Source organism: Variovorax dokdonensis (genome assembly GCF_030316895.1).
GTDB classification, from domain to species: Bacteria; Pseudomonadota; Gammaproteobacteria; order Burkholderiales; family Burkholderiaceae_C; genus Variovorax; species Variovorax dokdonensis.
Genome location: NZ_JASZYV010000002.1, coordinates 61,892 through 81,550, shown reverse-complemented (window position 1 = coordinate 81,550; position 19,659 = coordinate 61,892). Strand labels below are relative to the sequence as shown.

The window sequence follows — 19,659 nt, the reverse complement described above, 5'->3', positions numbered from 1 at the left end:
TCAGCGGAGGCTAATCGCTACGTGTGGAGGCGGTAAAGGACTTTTTTCGCATCTTTTTCCCACGGCAGGAAAAGATGTTTCCTAATCACTTCATGCAGCTGGGCCGGTTGACAGACGCCCAGCCTTTCCCGCGCCGTGGCTCGAGCCCAACGGGGTGCAGATGGTCACGCTCTGCTGGCGGCCGCGAACCTGCACGCGGTCGAGATTCAAATCCACGGCTGCGTTGCATGGTCTGCTCGCTGGCAACGATGGCCACGCCATAGGCGGGGCCCAGGCTTTCCAGCCGGGCGGCCAGATTGACCGCGTCGCCCACCACCGTGTAGCTGCGCCGCACCAACGAGCCCATGTCACCCACGCTCATCACGCCGGTGTTGAGGCCGATGCCAACGTTGACTTCCGTGTCTTGGTCGGCAATGCGCAGGTGCTTGACGGCCTCGGCCATTTCCAGCGCTGCGGCCACGGCCGACGTGGCGTGGTCGTCACTGGGCACGGGAGCACCCCAGAAGGCCATCACGCAGTCGCCCATGTACTTGTCGACCGTGCCGCCGTGGCGGCTGATGATCTCGGTCAGCCGGCTGAACAACTCGTTCAGGAAGCTCTGCAACGCCACCGGCGGCAGTTGCTCCGATATGCGCGTAAAGCCGCGCATGTCGCAGAACATGACGGTGAGTTCCTTGCTCTCTGCGCGCATGCTGTAGTTGCGCGGGCTTTCTAGCATCTTTTCGACCAGCGGGCGCGGTACATAGGTACCGAACAGATTGGCCAGGCCCCGGCGGGCTCGTGCTTCCACCAAATATCCCCACCCCATGTTCGCGCCGAAGGCGAGCAGCATGGTGACGAGCGCAGAGGCCAAAGGCAGGACCAGCCCCTGGGCCAGGAAGAGCCAGGTGTTGAACGCGATCACCGCCAGGAACACGAGCAGGAAGAACATCGATGCGCGCAACAAGGGCAGCGCCGACATGACGAAGGCCAGCAGCAGCCCCGCGACGAGCAGCACCGCCAGTTCGAACCCGCGGGCGTAGTCCGGCAAGGAGACAAACCGCCGATCCAGCAAGGCGGAGATGACGTTGGCGTGCACCTCGACGCCCGGAAAAGTGGCGCTCATGGGCGTGGCGCGCAGGTCCTGCAAGCCGGGAGCGGTGGTGCCGACCAAGACGATCTTGCCGCTCAAGTCACCGGGCCGCAGCCCGCCAGAAAGCACGTCGATGGCCGAGACATACTGGAACGAGCCGCCCGTGGCCCCGCCAGCGCCGCGATAGGGCACCAGCATGCGGCTGATCTGATCCACCGGCACCGTGGTCGCAGTAGGCCCGCTGCCCAGCACCAGCGCCTGCAGCGGCGGGGCCTTGTCGTTCGTGGGGGCGAAGCGGGGCGTAATCTGCTCGGTGGCCGTGGCGAGGCGGTAGACCGCCAGCCCCAGCGATTCGTAATACCCGTCCTGGCCATGCTCGCCACCGAAGTAGGCCAGTAATGGCGCCAATCGCAGCAGTCCGTCGCTGCGCGAACTGATGTATGCGTTGATGAACCCTGCCGCGCTGGCCGCCACCGCCAGCGGGGCGATGTTGCCGCCAAAGCCGTTCCACTGCGTGGCGTAGATGCGCCCGGCGGGAAAGTCCGTCGACTTGAGCTGCGGCTGCGGCAAGGTGCCCTTGGTGAGCGGCGTTCCGCTTTGCGTCAGGTAGTAGCCAAGCGCGACGCGGTGGTGATGCATGGCGCGAGCAAAGTTGCCGTCGTTGTCGAGCGCGGGCGTCAGGCTCTCCAGTTGGGCTTTCAGCGCGGCGTTGTCGCTCAGCGGGCCATCGGCCAGTTCGCGAAGGCTGTTCAGGCCCGAGCTTCGGTCCTCTTCAGGGAACACCATGTCGAAGCCGAGCGCGGCCGCCTTTTGCCGGTCCATCAGTTCGTGCGTCAGCCGCGCCATGGTGTCGCGCCCCCATGGCCATTGGCCGACGGCCTGCAGGCTCATGTCGTCGATGTCGACGATGACGATTCGGGGGTCGAAGGTATGCGGTGCCGTCAGGCGCAGGCGCCAGTCGTAGATGCCGAAGTCCAGGCTGTCGAGCATGGGCCGGCTCGGTGCCACGACGAACGCCGCCATGGCCGCCACCGGCAGCAGCGTTACCAGGATGCGCGCCCAGTGCCTCTTCAGCAGGGCGGCCATGCAAGCGCCTGGTTAGCTGAAGACGAACTGCATTCGCGTGCCGCCAAGCTCCAGCATGTCGCCATCCTGCAGCGCGACGGCGTCGGCGCCAAGGGGCTCGCCGTTGAGCAGGGTGTCGCCATCGATGGGCGCCACCACGTAGCCCTGCAGCCGGCGGGTGACGGCAGCCACGGCCAGCCCGGGCTTGCCGATGGTCGTGACGACCTTGGAGAGCGCCACTTCGCGCCCGGCACCGGCGCCGGACAAGACGCGCAGCGTCGCCGCGCCTGCGTTGCCGCCCAGCGGCATCTGCGCTGTCGGCGCGACAGAAAGAGGAACGCTGTCAGATGGCGAGCCATTCGGGGCGCCAGCGCCGGCGACGGTGCCAGCCACTTCGCCATCGCCCACGCCGCCTCGTGCGAGGAAGCGGATCTTGTACTTGCCCACCTCCACCAGATCCTGGTGCGCCAGCATCTGCTTCTTGACGGGGCTGCCGTTGATGTACGTGCCGTTCGTGCTGTGGAGGTCTTCGATGTAGACATCGCCGCCGATCATATGGAGCACGGCATGCTCGCCGCTCACGGCAAGATTGTCGATCACCACGTCGTTGTAGGGGCGCCGCCCGAGCGTCGTCCGCTCCTTGGAAAGCCTGACCTCCTTGATAACGACCCCATCAATAGACACGATCAGTTTCGGCATGGCCTGCTCCTCGGTCGAACTCGCTCTTGTGTTTGTTATGCAACGGAATCGGTCGAATTTGCGCGCGCAAGGACGACGGAAATGTTGTCACGGCCGCCATTGTCGTTTGCAAGTGAAACCAAAAGTGTTGCTTTATGAGAAAGATCGATATCTTGTAACAAAACCGTGAAAATGTCCTCCGCCGAAACCATCTCGCTGAGGCCATCCGAGCACAGGAGATAGAGGTCCCCCGGCTGGGTGTCGAACTCTTTCATCTCCAGCAAGACCTGTCGCTCAATGCCAACAGCCCGGGTGACCAGGTTCCGGATCGGCGAATGCAAGGCCTGCTCCGGCGTGAGCACGCCGGCATCCAATTGCTCCTGCAGCAGCGAGTGATCGTGCGTGAGTTGTTCGAGAGTCTGGCCGCGAAGGCGGTAGCAGCGCGAATCGCCAATATGACCGACGACGACCTTCTTGGGGCCGAAGACTGCTGCAACCAGCGTCGTGCCCATGCCTTGGAGTTGCGAATTCGCGACGCTGGCCTCCAGAACGGCCAGGTTGGCTTCGTCCACCCCCGCCTGCAAGGCCCTGCGCACGCCCCGAGTGCTGGCCTCAGGGCCCGCATGCGCCAGCCACCGGCCGATACTGGCCTGCAGCAGGGCAATGGTCATGCCGCTGGCGACTTCGCCGCCGTTGTAGCCACCCATGCCGTCGGCAAGGATGGCCAAGCCCAATGGCGCGTCGAACGAGACGGCATCTTCGTTGTTGGCCCGCACCCGTCCCGGGTCGGTGAGCGCCACAAAATCCCAGGACGACACAGATTGCGAATGTTGATAAACAGTGAATCGACGAGCTTGCCACAGAACAAGCCCGCGCCAAGTAGGCCGCGCGCGGCAAACGTCACGGTGCGTCGCGCGTTCTTGCCTTGAAGAGGTGGCCAAGGAGCAAGACGGCTGCCGCGCCGGCCGCCGCCGCCGCATGACGCAGCCAGGGTTGGCGGCTCGTCAGATCCTGCAGGACCACGTCGTTCGCGATGGTCTGGCCAGCGACCCAGCCGATCAGCGCCGCCCCCACGGTGATGATGATGGGCAGGCGTTCCATCAGTCGGATCATCAAGCGACTGCCGAAGATGACGAGCGGAATGCCGATGGCCAGGCCGAGCGCCAGCAGCACCATGTCGCCCTGCGCAGCCGCCGCCACGGCGATCACGTTGTCCAGACTCATCACCAGATCGGCCAGCAAGATGGTGCGAATGGCGGCGCCCAGGCCCGATGGTTCCGGGCCCTCCCCTTCGCCCTCCTGCTCGTCGCCCAGAAGCTGCACGCCAATCCATAGCAGCAGCGCGCCGCCAATGATCTGCAGGAAGGGCAGCGTCAGCAGTTCGACCGCCAGCATTGTCAGGACGATGCGCAGCACCACCGCCGCCGCGGAGCCGAAGACGATGGCCCGCATCTGCTGCGCGGCTGGCAAAGACCGCGCCGCCAGTGCGATGACGACAGCGTTGTCGCCCGACAGCAGGATGTTGATCCAGACGATCTCGACCAAGGCGATCCAGAAGTCGGCGTCTTGCGCTAAGTCCATCGTTTCACCCCAAGCTGCTCCTGCGCAGCCAAAAAGAAAAAGCGCTCGCCACCTTTCAGTTGCGAGCGCTTGCTTTCGAAATTGCCGCGCAGTGCGGAACTTCGAGGCCTCCCGGCCTTACAGGCGAGACTTGAGCAGCTTGCCCAGTTCGGAGAAGTTGCGCGTGACGGTGAAGCCGCACTCTTCCATGATGGCGAGCTTGGCGTCTGCCGTGTCAGCGCCACCGGAGATCAGCGCGCCGGCGTGACCCATGCGCTTGCCCGGAGGCGCGGTGACGCCAGCGATGAAGCCGACCACCGGCTTCTTCATGTTTTCCTTGCACCAACGAGCGGCTTCAGCCTCGTCCGGGCCGCCGATCTCGCCGATCATGATCACGGCGTCGGTGTCGGGATCGTCGTTGAAAGCCTTCATGACGTCGATGTGCTTGAGGCCGTTGATCGGGTCGCCGCCAATGCCCACCGCCGACGATTGGCCCAGGCCGATCTCGGTCAGTTGCGCAACGGCTTCGTACGTCAGCGTGCCCGAGCGCGAGACGACGCCGATGCGTCCCTTGCGGTGGATGTGGCCGGGCATGATGCCGATCTTGATCTCGTCAGGCGTGATCAGGCCGGGGCAGTTGGGGCCCAGCAGCAGCGTCTTCTTGCCGCCCTTGGCTTCCTTGGCCTTCATCTTGTTGCGCACTTCGAGCATGTCGCGAACCGGAATGCCTTCGGTGATGCAGATGGCCATGTCGAGGTCGGCTTCCACAGCCTCCCAGATGGCGGCAGCGGCGCCCGGAGGCGGCACGTAGATCACCGACACGGTGGCGCCGGTCTGCTGGGCGGCTTCCTTCACCGAACCGTAGATCGGGATGTTGAAGATCGACTCGCCCGCCTTCTTGGGGTTCACGCCCGCGACGAAGCAGTTCTTGCCGTTGGCGTATTCCTGGCACTTCTCGGTGTGGAATTGGCCGGTTTTGCCGGTGATCCCTTGCGTGATGACCTTGGTGTCCTTGTTGATGTAGATCGACATGACTATTCCTTACTTGACGGCCGCAACCACTTTTTGAGCCGCTTCGGCCATCGTGTCCGCGCTGATGATCGGCAGGCCGGATTCGGCCAACATCTTCTTGCCCAGTTCTTCGTTGGTGCCCTTCATGCGCACCACCAGCGGCACGGAAAGGTTCACCGCCTTGCACGCGGCGATCACGCCGGTGGCGATGGTGTCGCACTTCATGATGCCGCCGAAGATGTTGACCAGGATGCCCTGGACATTCTTGTTCTTGAGCATGATCTTGAAGGCTTCGGTCACCTTCTCGGGGGTGGCTCCGCCGCCCACGTCGAGGAAGTTGGCCGGCTCGCCGCCGAACAGCTTGATGGTGTCCATCGTCGCCATGGCCAGCCCTGCGCCGTTGACCAGGCAGCCGATGTTGCCGTCCAGCGAGATGTAGGCCAGGTCGAACTTGCTGGCTTCGACTTCAGCCGGGTCTTCTTCGTCCAGATCGCGCATGGCGACGATCTCGGGATGGCGGAACAGCGCGTTGGAGTCGAAGTTGAACTTGGCGTCCAGGGCGATGATGTTGCCCTTGCTGTCGCGGTTGAGCGGGTTGATCTCGACCAGCGAGGCGTCCGTGTCCATGTAGCACTTGTAGAGCTTGCCGCACAGGTCGACAAACTGCGCTTCGGAATCGGCAGGCAGGCTGATGCCCTTGGCCAGTTCCTTGCCCAGCGCTTCGGTGAAGCCGACCAGCGGGTCCACGTACACGGTGATGATCTTCTCGGGCGTGGAGTGGGCCACTTCCTCGATGTCCATGCCGCCTTCGCTCGACGCGATGAAGGCCACCTTCTGCGTGGCGCGGTCGGTCACGAGCGAGAGGTAGTACTCCTTCTGGATGTCTGCGCCTTCTTCGATGTACAGGCGACGCACCTTCTGGCCTTCGGGGCCGGTCTGGTGGGTCTTGAGCTGCATGCCCAGGATCTGCGAAGACAGTTCCTTGACCAGGTCGACGCTCTTGGCAACCTTGACGCCGCCGCCCTTGCCGCGCCCACCTGCGTGGATCTGGGCCTTGACGACCCAGACAGGGCCTCCGAGCTTCTGGGCGGCCTCGACCGCCTCCTGAACCGTGAACGCCGGAATGCCGCGAGGTACGGGCACGCCGAATTTGGCAAGAATTTCCTTGCCTTGGTATTCGTGAATCTTCATGAGGGAACTCTCTCGGGCGGAGGTTGAACAGAAGCTGGATTGCTGCCGTTGCCCGCCGGCCACTGCGCAAATTCGGCACGGTCGAAGGACAATCCGTTAACTGTATCATGCTGCGTTGCACCAACCGGGTGCGCCGGCATTCGGTATTTACGTAGGCACTGGGTGCCAAAAACGGGGGAAAAAGCGCATGGCCAAGGTCTTCATCGATGGCGAGGCAGGCACCACCGGCCTGCAGATCCGTGAGCGGCTAGAGAAGATGCCGCAGGTCGAACTTGTCAGCATCGCCCCCGAGCGTCGCAAGGACGTCGATGCCAAGCGCGAGCTGATGGCTGGCGTCGACTTGGTGGTGCTCTGCCTGCACGACGACGCGGCCAGGGAATCGGTGGCGCTCATCGATGCGCTGCCCGGTCGCAAGCCCAAGATCATCGACGCCTCGACGGCGCACCGCGTCGCACCGGGCTGGGTGTACGGGTTTCCGGAACTGGTCGAGGGGCATGCCGCCCTGGTGGCCTCGGCGTCGCGCGTTGCCAATCCGGGCTGCTACGCCACGGGCGCGATCGCGCTGGTTCGACCACTCGTGGACGCTGGCGTATTGCCCCCCGATACGCCGATCAGCTTGCCATCGGTAAGCGGCTATTCGGGCGGCGGCCGCACCATGATCGAGGCCTACGAGAAGAACGAGGCCCCGGCTTACGAAACCTACGCGCTTGGCCTCAAGCACAAGCACATTCCCGAGATCATGAAATACACGGGCCTCGCCACGCGGCCCGTGTTCATTCCTTCAGTGGGCAATTTCCGCCAGGGTATGCTGGTCAACCTGCCCCTGCACCTCGATCAACTGCCCGGCAAACCGCGGGCTGCCGACATCCAGGACGTGCTGGCCACGCACTACGCGCGCAGCAACACGCCTGAGCAGTTCGTGAAAGTGCTTCCACCCACTGAGGACGGCAAGCTCGATCCGCTCGGCCTGAACGACACCAACGTGCTGGAAATCCGCGTCTTCCCGAACGAAGACCACAGACATGCCGTCGTGATCGCCCGCCTGGACAACCTGGGCAAGGGCGCCAGCGGCGCGGCGGTGCAAAACCTCAAGCTGATGCTGGGGCTTTGAGCTTCCTGAAGCCGCGCGCCGGATGACCGCGGAACTCCTGCTCCATCTGGGAGCGCTCGGGAAAAGCGTGTTCCTGGTGGCAGCCACCTTGCTGCCCATCATCAATCCGCCCAGTACCGCGACCATCTTTCTGTCGCTGACCGAGGGCGCCAACGCCGCCACCCGCGAAGAGTTGGCGCGCCGCATCGCCAAGAACGTTTTCCTGTTGATGCTGGGCTGCACGCTCGTGGGCTCCTACGTGCTCGATTTCTTCGGCATCTCGCTGAACATCGTTCGCGTGGGCGGCGGCCTCCTGGTCATCCAGACCGGCTGGAAATTGCTGGGCGCCGAACGCAGCGATTCGCCGCGCGCCGCCAAGCTCGCCGAGGGCTACACCGCCGACATGGTGCGCAGCACCGCCTTCTATCCGCTCTCGTTCCCGATCACCTGCGGACCCGGATCGCTGGCCGCGACAATCACCGTGGGCGCCACTCTGGCCGATCCCTCATGGACCTTGGCACTGGCACGCACGACCGGATCGGTGATCGGACTGGGCCTGGTGGCGGTGGTGATCCTGCTTTGCTATCGCTACGCCGAGAATCTGCTGCGCCCGTTGGGAGAGACCGGCACCATCATCTTCTTGCGACTGTCGGCGTTCATCCTGTTGTGCCTGGGCATCCAGATCTTCTGGGACGGTGCCAGCCCATTGCTGTCGGCGGCGATTGCCGAGGGCTACCGGCTGCGCTGATCACTCATCTGGCGGCGACTCGTCAAAGTGGTCGCCAACGTCGCTTCGAAGCACCTTGGATGCGACGGCGCCCGAGAATCCGCGCGCCATCAGAAAGCGCACCTGACGCGCGCGTTCCTTGGCATCGGCCGGCGGCGCACCGAAGCGACGGCGCCACAAGGCCAGCGCACGTTCGACCTCGGTGTTCTGCAGACTCGCCACGGCTTCGGCGATGGCTTCGGGCGCCACGCCCTTGGCCTGAAGTTCCTGCCGGATCCGCAGCGCGCCCGATCGTGATGCGCGCTGATGAAGCACCGAAGCCACGACGCGTGGCTCGCTGATGAAATTGTTGGCGGCCAGTTCATCGAGTGCCTTGGCCAGCGTGCCGGGCTCCTCTTCGTGCCTGGCCAGCTTGCGCTCGAGCTCCGCGCGCGAATGCTCGCGCTGGCTCAGAAGGCGCAGCGCGCGACCCTTGAGGGAAGGTGCGTCGAATGCCATGTGGAATGCTCGCGCGGCCCCGAAGGGCCGACACCCGGCCCGGCTGGCTTACTCAGTCTTGTCGGCCTTGTCGGCTTTCTCGGCCTTGGTCTTCTTCGGCTTGTCGGTGCTGGCGTCGACATCGCCGGCGAGCAGGGGAATGCCCAGCGATTCGCGCACCTTGTTCTCGATCTCGCGCGCCAGTTCCACGTTCTCACGCAGGAACTCCCGGGCGTTATCGCGACCCTGGCCGATCTTCTCGCCGTTGTAGGCATACCAGGCACCGGACTTCTCGATGATGCGGGCGTTCACACCCATGTCGATGATTTCGCCCTCGCGCGAGATGCCCTCGCCGAACAGGATGTCGAACTCGGCCGTCTTGAAGGGGGGGCTGACCTTGTTCTTGACCACCTTGACCTTGGTCTCGTTGCCGATGGCCTCGTCGCCCTTCTTGATGGTGCCGATGCGGCGGATGTCCAGGCGCACCGACGAATAGAACTTGAGCGCATTGCCGCCGGTGGTGGTCTCGGGCGAGCCGAACATCACGCCGATCTTCATGCGGATCTGGTTGATGAAGATGACCATGCAATTGGTCTTCTTGATGGTCGCAGTGAGCTTGCGAAGCGCCTGGCTCATCAGGCGGGCCTGCAGGCCGGGCAGCGCATCGCCCATCTCGCCCTCGATTTCGGCCTTGGGAGTGAGCGCGGCGACCGAGTCGACCACGATCAGGTCGACGGCACCCGAGCGCACCAGCGAATCGACGATTTCCAGGGCCTGCTCTCCGGTGTCGGGCTGGCTGATGAGCAGGTCGGCCAGGTTGACACCCAGCTTTTGCGCGTACTGCACATCCAGCGCATGTTCGGCGTCGACGAAAGCGCAGGTGCCGGCCTGACGCTGCATTTCGGCGATCACCTGAAGCGTGAGCGTGGTCTTGCCGGACGATTCCGGGCCGTAGATCTCGACCACACGGCCGCGCGGCAAACCACCGACGCCCAGGGCGATGTCCAGCCCCAGCGAGCCTGTGGAGACCACCTGCACATCGGACAGGGCTTCGCCCTCGCCCAGGCGCATGATCGTGCCCTTGCCGAACTGCTTCTCGATCTGGGCCAGCGCGGCCTGCAGGGCCTTGGCCTTTTCAGTATTGGCACCGGCGATGCTTGCGCCCTTGACGACTGCGTCCATGTGGAAAACTCCTTGAAGATCAATAGGTTGTTGTGTCTCGCGGCCTGGCCTGTTTCAAATTACAGGCTGGATGCTTGAACAGTAGTGTACGAGCCGATAGATTCTTGAGAAGCTGTTTTTTGGTCAGTTTGCTTTACCATTTGGTCGGATGGATTCAACGACCGAACACCGTGACGATCCCTGGCGTCAGACCCACCTAGGGCGACTGCTGGGACATGCCGTACGCCGCTTCGACGAACGTGTGCTCACACTCATGGCACATGACATCGACGTGCCTCTGGCGTTGTCCAACCTCGCCGCGCGCCAGCAGGTGAGCGCGGCGCACATCCACGTCACCCGGCACCTCTCGCTTTCCGGATCGCGCCTGACCGATCTGGCACAGAACGCCGGCATGAGCAAACAGGCGATGGGTGCGCTGGTCGATCAATGCGAGGCCTGGGGCCTGGTCACGCGCGAAGCCGATCCGCTCGACGCGCGTGCGCGCCAGGTGCGCTTCACCGCCGATGGGCTGGCTTGGCTGGAAGCCTTCAGGCGCGCCGTGGCACAAGCCGAGAAAGAGTTTCGCGACAGCGTGGGCGACGACATCGCCACCGTGCTAACCATTGGCCTGGAAGCCTATGCACAAGCCTAGAATTTCCACCGCAGGGATGCGAGAACAGCGGCTGCGACAGGTGCACCACGAAGCACATGATCGCGCCGCACACGACCAGAGACGGACCGCGTGCGCATATTGATAGCCGAAGACGACCAGGTGCTCGCCGATGCACTGCTGCGCAGCCTGCGCACCTCGGGCGCCGCCGTGGACCATGTGGCCACGGGGACGCAAGCCGACACGGCGCTGATGACCAACAGCGAGTTCGATTTGCTCATCCTCGACCTGGGACTGCCGGGAATGCATGGCCTCGACATCCTCAAGCGCCTGCGCGCACGCGGCCTTCAGATGCCGGTGCTGGTGCTCACCGCCGCCGACAGCGTGGAAGAGCGCGTCAAGGGCCTGGACTACGGCGCCGACGACTACATGGCCAAACCTTTTTCGCTGCAGGAGCTCGAGGCGCGCGTGAGAGCGCTGACGCGCCGCGGCATGGGCGCGACCAGCAACGCGATCCGGCACGGCCCGCTGGTCTACGACCAGGCCGGGCGCGTCGCCACCATCGACGGCAAGATGATCGAGCTGTCCGCGCGTGAGCTGGGCCTGCTCGAGGTGCTGCTCCAGCGTGCCGGTCGGCTGGTCAGCAAGGATCAGTTGGTGGAGCGATTGTGCGAATGGGGCGAGGAAGTGAGCCTCAATGCGATCGAGGTCTACATCCATCGCCTTCGCAAGAAGATCGAGAAAGGCCCCATCCGCATCGCAACGGTCAGGGGCCTTGGGTACTGCCTGGAGAAGATTTCCTCCTAGCAGCCCGTGATGTCAGCGTTGACGATCGAGTGCAACCATGAATCGGGCGTGTCCTTCGGTGTTGACCAAGCCCACAAGCACACGGAAATAGCCGTTCGAGTTGTACTTCCCTGCCGGCACCAGCCCGATGAATGCGCTTCCCTTGAAGGGTGCCTTGTCAATCAGGCAAGCGGGCTGATCGCCGGTGGCGGCGTTCACCCCTTTCAGCTCGAGCGAATAGAGGTTTTTCTTCGTGCCCGGCTCGCGCTGCACCAAGGCGCCGCTCAGCTCGCAAACGCCGTAGTTCGTGCCAGTGGTCTTGCCCTTGAGGGCGCCCGTCGCATCCACGGTGAACGACATGCCGTCCGCATCCCGCACGCCCCACGATCCAGCCACGCTCGACTGGTCGACCGCCAATGCGTTTTCGTAGGTGTATTTGATGGGGCCCCAGACGTTCGAAACTCCGCCTTCGAAGTTGTAGCGCCCGGACATCGAGCTCTTCGTTTCGAAAGTGCCCGAGCCGATCAATGAATCGAGGGTTGTGCCGTCCTCCGTGCCTACGGACTCAGACTTGAACGTCCAGGCCTGTCCCCGAACGTCCAGCGCACCCCAGAACCACGACTTGCCACGCTGCGACAGAACGCTGTTGTCGGGCCCGATGAAAGCCAACTGCACCGTGTCACCGAAGTCTCTGATGTAGATCCCTTCGTAGCCATTGCCAACGGCCGCGGTTGAGCCCGCTTGCGGCTCGCTGAGCGAGGGCATGGGCTCGCTGCCCGCCACGGCGGCATATTTGGGGTCGTCGGTTTGCGTGGCGCTCGGGGCTTTGGGTGTCGACGCGTTGTTGTTGGTCGAAACCGTCGAGGGCACGCTTCGTGCGGTCGTGGTCGAGGTCGTTCCGCCGCCCCCTCCCCCGCCGCAAGCCGTCAGCACGATGGCCGCGACGGCGCCCGTCAAGACACTAAGAGGAAATGCGCGGCCACGCGGCGGCACGCCGAATGCAGAATTCATGATTGTTAACTCCCTGGGTTTTGTTATCGGGTTGCGTTTGACCCGCGGCGAAGATAGCCCAGGAGGTCGACAAAGATTCAAAGACGATTCGGCAACTGCGTTCGGAATCGGCCGTGAATGTCACGCGCCGCGCAAACTTTGAGGACTACTTCACTTGAGACTCTTCCAGCACGGCCAGCGCTCTCTGTTTGGCGAGATCCTCGACTGGATGCTCACCCCCTTGCTCTTGCTGGTGCCCGTGAGCATCGGCATGACCTGGCTGGTGGCGCAGGGCATCGCCAACCGGCCATTCGACCGGACGCTGCAGTTCAACGCGCAGACCCTGGCCAGGCTGGTGAGCTACCAGGACGGACTGATGCAGTTCCGTCTTCCACAAGCGGCCAGCGAATTTCTTCGCGCCGACGATACAGACCATGTCTATTACCAGGTGCTCGGCGCGGACGGGCAATTGCTCGGAGGCGATGCAGACCTGCCCAAGGCGCTCGACGAGGCGGACAACCCGGGTGACGTGGTCCTGCGCGACGACACCATGCGCGGCCAGACAGTGCGGGTGGCCGCCACATGGGTGACTTTCAATGGCGTGGACGGCGCCCCGCTGCGTGTGCAGATCCAGGTTGCGGAAACACGCGAAAAGCAGCGCGTGCTGGCCGCAGAGATCATCAAGGGCGTGCTGTTGCCGCAGTTCGCCATCCTGCCTCTGGCCATCCTTCTGATCTGGCTCGCGTTGGTGCGGGGCATCAAGCCGCTCTCGGAACTGGAAGACCGCATCCGCGAGCGCAGGCCGGACGACTTGAGCCCACTCGACGACAGTCAGGTGCCGGTGGAAGTGGCGCCGCTGGTGATGTCGGTCAACGGACTGCTGACCAAGCTGAAGGAAACGCTTGCCACGCAAAAGCGCTTCCTGGCAGACGCGGCGCACCAACTCAAGACGCCACTGGCTGGGCTGCGGATGCAGGCCGATCTGGCATTGCGCGACGGCGCGAACGAAGACGAGCTCAAGCAGTCGCTCAAGCACATCGGCCGCTCCAGCATCCGGGCCACGCACACGGTCAACCAACTGCTCTCTCTTGCGCGGGCAGAAGGTGGCATCGGAGCGCTGGCGCCCATGCCGTGCGACTTGGCGCGCCTGGCCATCGAGGTGGTGCGAGAAGCCGTGCCTCGCGCGCTCGACAGGAGAATCGACCTGGGCTACGACGGCGTTCAGCCCGGCGTGCCCGGCGCGCAACTGCAAGGGCACCCGACGCTGCTCAAGGAACTGGTGCGCAATCTGCTGGACAACGCCATTGCGTACACGCCATCTTCTGCCGATCAACCCGGCGTGATCACCGTGCGCGTATTGGCCGACCCGTTCGGCAAGGTGTTGCTGCTGCAGGTCGAAGACAACGGCGCGGGCATTGCCGGGCCGGATCGCGAGTTGATCTTCGAGCCCTTCTACCGCGTGCTGGGCAACGAGGCCGACGGCTCAGGGCTTGGGCTGCCCATCGTTCGCGAGATCGCTGCGCGGCACGACGCGCAAGTGAGCCTCGAAGACGCGCATCCCGGTCGCCAGCCGCCGGGGGCGCGCTTCACGGTGCGCTTCGAGCTGGAGCGGAGCCGCTAGGCGATTCAGAGGGCGCGGGGCTGGCCTTTGCGTCGTTGCGAATCACCAGCGCCTGCGGCCGGATCTGTTGGGACATCCGTTGCGGCTCGCGCTCAGCGAGCGACGCCGGCGCAAAGCCGAACGCGGCCAGGCCGCCGTGCGACCACGCGAAATAGATGCCGTTGGCCAGTACGAGGACGAGAAGAAGAAGGCGCATCAGAGTCTTTTCAAGAGAAGTTGGCCCGACTCTCGCTCGGCCGCACACTCACTTCGGCGCTGGTGATGGCCTGCACCCCGTCGCCGGTGCGAACGCGCAGTTCGCCGCCCGGCCCGACGCCCTCGCAGCGGCCCGTCCGTCCGTCGCTCAACGCGACTTCGTGACCACGCAAGGCATCGCGTCTTGCAAAGCGTTCTGCCAGCGGACCGAAGCCGGCCTCGGCGAACTCCAGCACGGACCTGAGCAACGGCGCTGCCAAGCTCAGCAGGACTTCGGGCGCAGTTGCCTGGGGCTGCCATTCGTGAACGCAAGCCGGAGGCGTGCGCATGCCGTCACCCGGCCGCTTGGCGATGTTGATGCCCGCGCCGATGACGACGTGCCGCTCCCGCGCATTGCCCTGTCCGCCCTGCGCGGACGATGCGGTCTCGACCAGGATGCCCCCAAGCTTCCGGCCTTCGACCCAGAGATCATTGGGCCATTTGAGCGACACGCTGGCGCGGCCATCCGGATCCAGGCAATCGGCCAGCGCAACGCCGACCGCCAGAGACAGGCCGGACCACTCTTTGGGTGCCAGCGGCAGCCCCAGCGAAAAGGTGAGCGATGCGGGATCGGCCGCGCCGATGGCGCTTTGCCAGGAGCGCCCCATGCGCCCCCTGCCGGCGGTCTGGCGATCGGCCACCAGGAGCACAGGCCCGGCGACGCCCGAACGGGCGCGCCGCATCAACTCGGTGTTGGTCGAATCGACTTCGGCCAGATGCTCCGCGCGGCAACCCGGGAGCACCGAAGCCAGTTGCGCCTCGAGTTCAGCCATGGGCCAGTCGGCGGCGGACATGCGAAATCAGTCCTTCTTCTTGGCCGACTTCTTCTTGTCCTTCGCCTTTGCCTTGGCCTTTGCCCTGGCCTTCTTTTTCTTCTTCTTTTTCTTCTTGTCCTCGTCCTCGTCCTCGCGCGGCGAAAGCAGGGTGCCACGGCAAGCCTCTGCCCCGCACCAGCAGGGGAATTCGGCCAACAGTTCGGGCGTGTACTCTTCGTCGTCGATGATCAGGCCGTAGTCATAGTTCAATTCTTCCCCGGCGGCGATGTCGCGCAGGGCCTTGATGAAAATACGCCCGTCCTGCTCGTCGGCTTCGCAATTGGGATCGCACGAGTGGTTGATCCACTTCGCGATGTTTCCCTTGACCCCGCCATCGATGACGTTGTCGTTGTCGATGTGGAAGTAGAACGTGTGATTGGGTTGGGATGGATCGTGCGGATGGCGGCGCAGGGCCTCGGGCCAGTCGATCACTTCGCCCTTGTATTCGATCAGCGTTTCGCCGGCGGCCAGGTCTTGGGCAGCGAACACGCCGTTGCCGTGGACGGGCGAGCGTCGCATCTGGATTCGGCGACTGCTGTTCGGGGTGGATTTGGATGCCATCGGCGAAGTCTGGTAGTTTGAATAAAAGGCCCGCGCGCGCGTACATGCATGTGCGCACGCGTGCGTGACCGACTGATTGTAGAGAGAGCACACATGACAAAGACATTGGTGATTGCGGAAAAGCCGTCGGTGGCACAGGACATCGTGCGCGCCCTCACGCCGGTGGCAGGCAAGTTCGACAAGCACGACGAGCATTTCGAGAACGACACGTACGTGGTGACCAGCGCCGTCGGCCACCTGGTGGAGATCCAGGCGCCAGAGGAGTTCGACGTCAAGCGCGGCAAGTGGAGCTTTGCCAACCTGCCGGTGATTCCGCCGCGCTTCGACCTCAAGCCGGTCGAGAAGACCAAGACGCGCCTGAACGCCGTCGTGCGGCAGGCCAAGCGCAAGGACGTCACGGCCCTTGTCAACGCCTGCGACGCGGGCCGCGAAGGCGAACTGATCTTCCGGTTGATCGAGCAATACGCAGGCGGCAGCAAGCCCTTGGGCAAGCCGGTGCAGCGCCTTTGGCTGCAGTCGATGACCCCGCAGGCAATCCGCGATGGCTTCGAAAGCCTGCGCACCGAGCGGCAGATGCAGGGGCTGGCCGATGCAGCCCGCTCGCGCTCCGAGGCGGACTGGCTGGTGGGCATCAACGGCACGCGCGCCATGACCGCCTTCAATTCGCGCGACGGCGGTTTCTTCCTGACCACCGTGGGTCGCGTGCAGACGCCCACGCTGTCCGTGGTGGTCGAACGTGAAGAGCAGATCCGCAAGTTCGTCAGCCGCGACTATTGGGAGGTGCACGCGACCTTCCAGGCCGAAGCCGGGCAGTACCCCGGCAAGTGGTTCGATCCGGCTTGGAAGAAGGGCAACGCCCCCTTGCTGCCCAACGGCGAGGCCGACCCCGAACAGCGGGCCGACCGCATCTGGAACGAGCGCGACGCACTGGCCGTGGCCGAAGCCGCACGTGGACAGCCCGCGACCGTCACCGAGGAAAGCAAGCCCACCACGCAGGCCAGCCCGATGCTGTTCGACCTGACCTCGCTGCAGCGCGAGGCCAACGGCCGCTTCGGCTTTTCAGCCAAGACCACGCTGGCGCTGGCGCAATCGCTCTACGAGCGGCACAAGGCGCTGACCTATCCGCGGACGGACTCTCGCGCACTGCCCGAGGACTATCTGCCGGTGGTCAAGCAGACCATGGAGATGCTGGCCGGCAGCAGCATGAGTCACCTGGCGCCCTTCGCGAAGCAGGCCGTCGCCGGCAACTACGTGAGGCCGAACAAGCGCATCTTCGACAACGCGAAGGTGTCGGACCACTTCGCCATCATCCCGACATTGCAGGCGCCCAGCGGCCTATCCGACGCTGAGCAGAAGCTCTACGACTTCGTGGTGCGGCGCTTCATGTCCGTCTTCTTCCCGAGCGCCGAATTCCAGGTCACCACCCGCGTCAGCACCGTGACGCGCGAAGGCCGCGACTACGCCTTCCGCTCCGACGGCAAGGTGCTGGTCAAGCCGGGCTGGATGGCCATCTACGGCAAGGAGGCCGTGAGCGAAGACGACGAGAAGGACGGCAAGAACCTGGTCCCGGTGAGGCACGGCGAGCAGGTGCACACCGAGTCGGCCGACGTCAAGGGCCTCAAGACGAGGCCACCGGCACGCTATTCGGAAGCGACCCTGCTGGGCGCCATGGAAGGCGCCGGCAAGCTGATCAACGACGACGAATTGCGCGAAGCGATGCAGGAAAAGGGCCTGGGCACCCCAGCCACTCGCGCCGCAATCATCGAAGGTCTATTGGCCGAGAAGTACATGCTGCGCGAAGGACGGGAACTCATCCCCACCGCCAAGGCCTTTCAGCTCATGACGCTGCTGCGCGGGCTGGGCGTGGAAGAACTGTCGAAGGCCGAGCTCACCGGGGAATGGGAATACAAGCTTTCGCAGATGGAGCATGGCAAGCTCAGCCGCGATGAGTTCATGCGCGAGATCGCCGAGATGACGCGCCACATCGTCCAGAAGGCCAAGGAATACGACCGCGATTCCGTGCCCGGCGACTACGCCACCTTGCAAACGCCCTGCCCCAATTGCGGCGGCGTGGTGCGCGAGAACTATCGCCGTTTCGCCTGCACGGGCAAGGCCGGACAGGAGCCATGCGGCTTCTCATTCGGCAAATCGCCGGCAGGGCGCACCTTCGAGGTGGCCGAGGCCGAAGCGCTGCTGCGCGACAAGCACATCGGCCCCCTGGAAGGCTTTCGCTCCAAGGCGGGTTGGCCGTTCGTGTCGGAGATCGTCCTTCGCTTCGACGAGGAAGCGCACAACTACAAGCTGGAGTTCGACTTTGGCGACGAGAAGGATCCGGCCGAGACAGGCGAGATGGTCGACTTCGCCGGCCAGACCGCGCTCGGGCCTTGCCCCAAGTGCGGCGGCAAGGTTTTCGAGTGGGGCAGCAACTACCTGTGCGAGAAGTCGGTCCCCACGGCCGCACAACCCGTTCCAAGCTGCGACTTCAAGACCGGCAAGGTGGTGCTGTCGCAACCGGTGTCGACCGAACAGGTGCAGAAGTTGCTGAGCACCGGAAAGACCGACTTGCTCGACAAGTTCGTGTCGATGCGCACCCGACGTTCGTTCAAGGCTTTCCTCGTCTGGAACCCGGAAGAAGGCAAGGTGACCTTCGAGTTCGAACCGCGAGCCTCCAAGTTCCCCCCGCGAAAGGGCGCTCCGGCACGTCCTGCCGCCGCCGCGAAGAAAGCGCCGGCGGCCAAGAAGGCACCTGCGGCGAAGAAGACGGCGGCTGCGAAAGCGCCGCGCAAGACGAGTACCGCCTCGAGATTGCAGCCCGACGCGACCTTGGCGGCCGTGATCGGCAACGAGCCCGTCGCACGCACCGAAGTGATCAAGAAGCTGTGGGACTACATCAAGGCCAACGGACTGCAGGATGCGGTCGACAAGCGCAAGATCAACGCCGACGACAAGCTCCGCCCCGTGTTCGGCAAGGATCAGGTCAGCATGTTTGAATTGGCCGGTGTGGTCGGCAAGCACTTGGGATGATCGCGCCATGACTGCCAAGCTTCCCGCTCCCACCTATGCTGACGTGGTGGCCGCCGCCGGCCGCATCGACGGCCATGCGCATCGCACGCCCAGCCTGACCTCGCGCCTGCTCGATGACGAAACCGGCGCTCGGTTCTTCTTCAAGTGCGAGAACTTCCAGCGCATGGGTGCCTTCAAGTTCCGCGGCGCCTTCAACGCCCTGTCGTGCTTCGACGCGGCGCAGCGAAAGGCCGGCGTGGTGGCCTTCTCGTCGGGCAATCACGCGCAAGCCATTGCGTTGTCGGCCCAGTTGCTGGGCATGCCGGCCACCATCGTGATGCCCAACGACGCGCCGGCGATCAAGGTCGCAGCCACCAAGGGCTACGGCGCCGAGGTGGTCCACTACGACCGGTACACCGAAGATCGCGAGGCCATCGGCAAGCGCCTCGCGCAGGAGCGCGGCCTGACGCTCATCCCGCCCTACGACCATCCGCACGTGATCGCTGGCCAGGGCACGGCAGCGATGGAATTGATCGAGCAATGCGGACCGCTGGACGCCCTCTTCGTCTGCCTGGGCGGCGGTGGGCTCCTGTCGGGCAGTGCGCTGGCGGCGCGGGCGCTGGCACCCGATTGCAAGATCTTCGGCGTCGAGCCCGAAGCGGGCAACGACGGCCAGCGCTCCTTTCGCGAGGGCCGCATCGTGCACATCGATACGCCGCGCACCATCGCCGACGGCGCACAAACGCAGCACCTGGGCGACTACACCTTCGACATCATCCGGCGCGACGTGGACGACATCCACACGGCCAGCGACGCCGAGCTGGTGGAAGCCATGCGCTTCTTCGCCGAGCGCATGAAGATGATCGTGGAGCCAACCGGCTGCCTCGCGTTCGCCGCGGCGCGCCGCCTGGCACCGCAATGGGCCGGCAAACGCATCGGGGTGATCGTCAGCGGCGGAAACGTTGACTTGAAGCGGTTCTGCGAACTGGTGGGCTGAGCCGGCTCGC

19 protein-coding genes are annotated in these 19,659 nt (G+C 64.3%); 7 read left to right on the top strand and 12 right to left on the bottom strand.

The window, feature by feature from the left end; genetic code table 11:
- Nucleotides 1–85 precede the first annotated feature (85 nt).
- The 6 genes from QTH91_RS08990 to sucC all read right to left on the bottom strand — a co-directional run bounded on the left by QTH91_RS08990 (nt 86) and on the right by sucC (nt 6,577).
- A complete protein-coding gene (locus QTH91_RS08990; RefSeq protein WP_286659737.1) occupies nt 86–2,158 on the bottom strand; it encodes a CHASE2 domain-containing protein in 2,073 nt (690 codons plus the stop codon).
- 12 nt (nt 2,159–2,170) lie between these two features.
- Nucleotides 2,171–2,836, bottom strand: a complete 666-nt coding sequence (locus tag QTH91_RS08985; RefSeq protein WP_286659736.1) for an FHA domain-containing protein — start codon at nt 2,834–2,836, stop codon at nt 2,171–2,173.
- Between the two features lie 35 nt (nt 2,837–2,871).
- Nucleotides 2,872–3,633: a Stp1/IreP family PP2C-type Ser/Thr phosphatase gene (locus QTH91_RS08980; RefSeq protein WP_286659735.1), complete on the bottom strand. Its 762-nt coding sequence runs from the start codon at nt 3,631–3,633 to the stop codon at nt 2,872–2,874.
- 82 nt (nt 3,634–3,715) lie between these two features.
- On the bottom strand, nt 3,716–4,396 hold the full coding sequence (locus QTH91_RS08975; RefSeq protein ID WP_286659734.1) for a TerC family protein: 681 nt from the start codon (nt 4,394–4,396) through the stop codon (nt 3,716–3,718).
- Nucleotides 4,397–4,513: 117 nt separating this feature from the next.
- Entirely contained in the window at nt 4,514–5,407 is an 894-nt protein-coding gene (gene sucD, locus QTH91_RS08970) for a succinate--CoA ligase subunit alpha (protein WP_286659733.1), read from the bottom strand.
- A gap of 9 nt (nt 5,408–5,416) precedes the next feature.
- Nucleotides 5,417–6,577 carry an ADP-forming succinate--CoA ligase subunit beta gene (gene sucC / locus QTH91_RS08965; protein ID WP_286659732.1) on the bottom strand — a complete coding sequence of 387 codons (1,161 nt, stop codon included), beginning with the start codon at nt 6,575–6,577 and terminating at the stop codon, nt 5,417–5,419.
- Between the two features lie 187 nt (nt 6,578–6,764).
- Between sucC and argC the strand changes: the two genes are divergently transcribed.
- Nucleotides 6,765–7,688 (top strand): N-acetyl-gamma-glutamyl-phosphate reductase, encoded by a 924-nt coding sequence (argC, locus tag QTH91_RS08960; RefSeq protein ID WP_286659731.1) that lies wholly within the window; start codon nt 6,765–6,767, stop codon nt 7,686–7,688.
- A 22-nt stretch (nt 7,689–7,710) separates the two neighbouring features.
- Nucleotides 7,711–8,415, top strand: a complete 705-nt coding sequence (locus QTH91_RS08955; protein ID WP_286659730.1) for a MarC family protein — start codon at nt 7,711–7,713, stop codon at nt 8,413–8,415.
- On the opposite strand, the gene recX is transcribed toward QTH91_RS08955, so the two are convergent.
- A complete protein-coding gene (gene recX / locus QTH91_RS08950; RefSeq protein WP_286659729.1) occupies nt 8,416–8,892 on the bottom strand; it encodes a recombination regulator RecX in 477 nt (158 codons plus the stop codon).
- 48 nt (nt 8,893–8,940) lie between these two features.
- A complete protein-coding gene (gene recA, locus QTH91_RS08945; protein WP_286659728.1) occupies nt 8,941–10,053 on the bottom strand; it encodes a recombinase RecA in 1,113 nt (370 codons plus the stop codon).
- 148 nt (nt 10,054–10,201) lie between these two features.
- Between recA and QTH91_RS08940 the strand changes: the two genes are divergently transcribed.
- Nucleotides 10,202–10,684 (top strand): MarR family winged helix-turn-helix transcriptional regulator, encoded by a 483-nt coding sequence (locus QTH91_RS08940; protein ID WP_286659727.1) that lies wholly within the window; start codon nt 10,202–10,204, stop codon nt 10,682–10,684.
- A gap of 90 nt (nt 10,685–10,774) precedes the next feature.
- A complete protein-coding gene (locus tag QTH91_RS08935) occupies nt 10,775–11,449 on the top strand; it encodes a response regulator (RefSeq protein WP_286659726.1) in 675 nt (224 codons plus the stop codon).
- 12 nt (nt 11,450–11,461) lie between these two features.
- Here the strand turns inward: QTH91_RS08935 and QTH91_RS08930 are convergent, their stop codons facing one another.
- Nucleotides 11,462–12,439, bottom strand: a complete 978-nt coding sequence (locus tag QTH91_RS08930; RefSeq protein WP_286659725.1) for a hypothetical protein — start codon at nt 12,437–12,439, stop codon at nt 11,462–11,464.
- 154 nt (nt 12,440–12,593) lie between these two features.
- Between QTH91_RS08930 and QTH91_RS08925 the strand changes: the two genes are divergently transcribed.
- On the top strand, nt 12,594–14,039 hold the full coding sequence (locus QTH91_RS08925) for a sensor histidine kinase N-terminal domain-containing protein (protein ID WP_286659724.1): 1,446 nt from the start codon (nt 12,594–12,596) through the stop codon (nt 14,037–14,039).
- On the opposite strand, the gene QTH91_RS08920 is transcribed toward QTH91_RS08925, so the two are convergent.
- From QTH91_RS08920 to QTH91_RS08910, 3 genes are read right to left on the bottom strand one after another with little or no spacing between them, the layout of a single operon-like run.
- Nucleotides 14,005–14,235: a sporulation protein gene (locus QTH91_RS08920; protein ID WP_286659723.1), complete on the bottom strand. Its 231-nt coding sequence runs from the start codon at nt 14,233–14,235 to the stop codon at nt 14,005–14,007. The genes QTH91_RS08925 and QTH91_RS08920 overlap by 35 nt on opposite strands.
- Nucleotides 14,236–14,245: 10 nt before the next feature.
- Nucleotides 14,246–15,067 (bottom strand): biotin--[acetyl-CoA-carboxylase] ligase, encoded by an 822-nt coding sequence (locus QTH91_RS08915; RefSeq protein WP_286659722.1) that lies wholly within the window; start codon nt 15,065–15,067, stop codon nt 14,246–14,248.
- Nucleotides 15,068–15,073: 6 nt separating this feature from the next.
- Nucleotides 15,074–15,649, bottom strand: coding sequence for an SET domain-containing protein (locus QTH91_RS08910; protein ID WP_286659721.1), 576 nt, complete (start codon nt 15,647–15,649; stop codon nt 15,074–15,076).
- Nucleotides 15,650–15,742: 93 nt separating this feature from the next.
- Between QTH91_RS08910 and QTH91_RS08905 the strand changes: the two genes are divergently transcribed.
- Entirely contained in the window at nt 15,743–18,673 is a 2,931-nt protein-coding gene (locus QTH91_RS08905) for a DNA topoisomerase III (RefSeq protein WP_286659720.1), read from the top strand.
- A 7-nt stretch (nt 18,674–18,680) separates the two neighbouring features.
- Nucleotides 18,681–19,649: a threo-3-hydroxy-L-aspartate ammonia-lyase gene (locus tag QTH91_RS08900; protein ID WP_286659719.1), complete on the top strand. Its 969-nt coding sequence runs from the start codon at nt 18,681–18,683 to the stop codon at nt 19,647–19,649.
- The last annotated feature ends 10 nt before the right edge of the window (nt 19,650–19,659 follow it).

Excerpts from the sequence above, each read along its gene's own strand:
- QTH91_RS08990 (WP_286659737.1), bottom strand. The coding sequence starts at position 2,158 with ATGGCCGCCCTGCTGAAGAGGCACTGGGCGCGCATCCTGGTAACGCTG.
- QTH91_RS08985 (WP_286659736.1), bottom strand. The coding sequence starts at position 2,836 with ATGCCGAAACTGATCGTGTCTATTGATGGGGTCGTTATCAAGGAGGTC.
- QTH91_RS08975 (WP_286659734.1), bottom strand. The coding sequence starts at position 4,396 with ATGGACTTAGCGCAAGACGCCGACTTCTGGATCGCCTTGGTCGAGATC.
- sucD (WP_286659733.1), bottom strand. The coding sequence starts at position 5,407 with ATGTCGATCTACATCAACAAGGACACCAAGGTCATCACGCAAGGGATC.
- sucC (WP_286659732.1), bottom strand. The coding sequence starts at position 6,577 with ATGAAGATTCACGAATACCAAGGCAAGGAAATTCTTGCCAAATTCGGC.
- argC (WP_286659731.1), top strand. The coding sequence starts at position 6,765 with ATGGCCAAGGTCTTCATCGATGGCGAGGCAGGCACCACCGGCCTGCAG.
- QTH91_RS08955 (WP_286659730.1), top strand. The coding sequence starts at position 7,711 with ATGACCGCGGAACTCCTGCTCCATCTGGGAGCGCTCGGGAAAAGCGTG.
- recX (WP_286659729.1), bottom strand. The coding sequence starts at position 8,892 with ATGGCATTCGACGCACCTTCCCTCAAGGGTCGCGCGCTGCGCCTTCTG.
- recA (WP_286659728.1), bottom strand. The coding sequence starts at position 10,053 with ATGGACGCAGTCGTCAAGGGCGCAAGCATCGCCGGTGCCAATACTGAA.
- QTH91_RS08940 (WP_286659727.1), top strand. The coding sequence starts at position 10,202 with ATGGATTCAACGACCGAACACCGTGACGATCCCTGGCGTCAGACCCAC.
- QTH91_RS08930 (WP_286659725.1), bottom strand. The coding sequence starts at position 12,439 with ATGAATTCTGCATTCGGCGTGCCGCCGCGTGGCCGCGCATTTCCTCTT.
- QTH91_RS08920 (WP_286659723.1), bottom strand. The coding sequence starts at position 14,235 with ATGCGCCTTCTTCTTCTCGTCCTCGTACTGGCCAACGGCATCTATTTC.
- QTH91_RS08915 (WP_286659722.1), bottom strand. The coding sequence starts at position 15,067 with ATGTCCGCCGCCGACTGGCCCATGGCTGAACTCGAGGCGCAACTGGCT.
- QTH91_RS08910 (WP_286659721.1), bottom strand. The coding sequence starts at position 15,649 with ATGGCATCCAAATCCACCCCGAACAGCAGTCGCCGAATCCAGATGCGA.
- QTH91_RS08905 (WP_286659720.1), top strand. The coding sequence starts at position 15,743 with ATGACAAAGACATTGGTGATTGCGGAAAAGCCGTCGGTGGCACAGGAC.
- QTH91_RS08900 (WP_286659719.1), top strand. The coding sequence starts at position 18,681 with ATGACTGCCAAGCTTCCCGCTCCCACCTATGCTGACGTGGTGGCCGCC.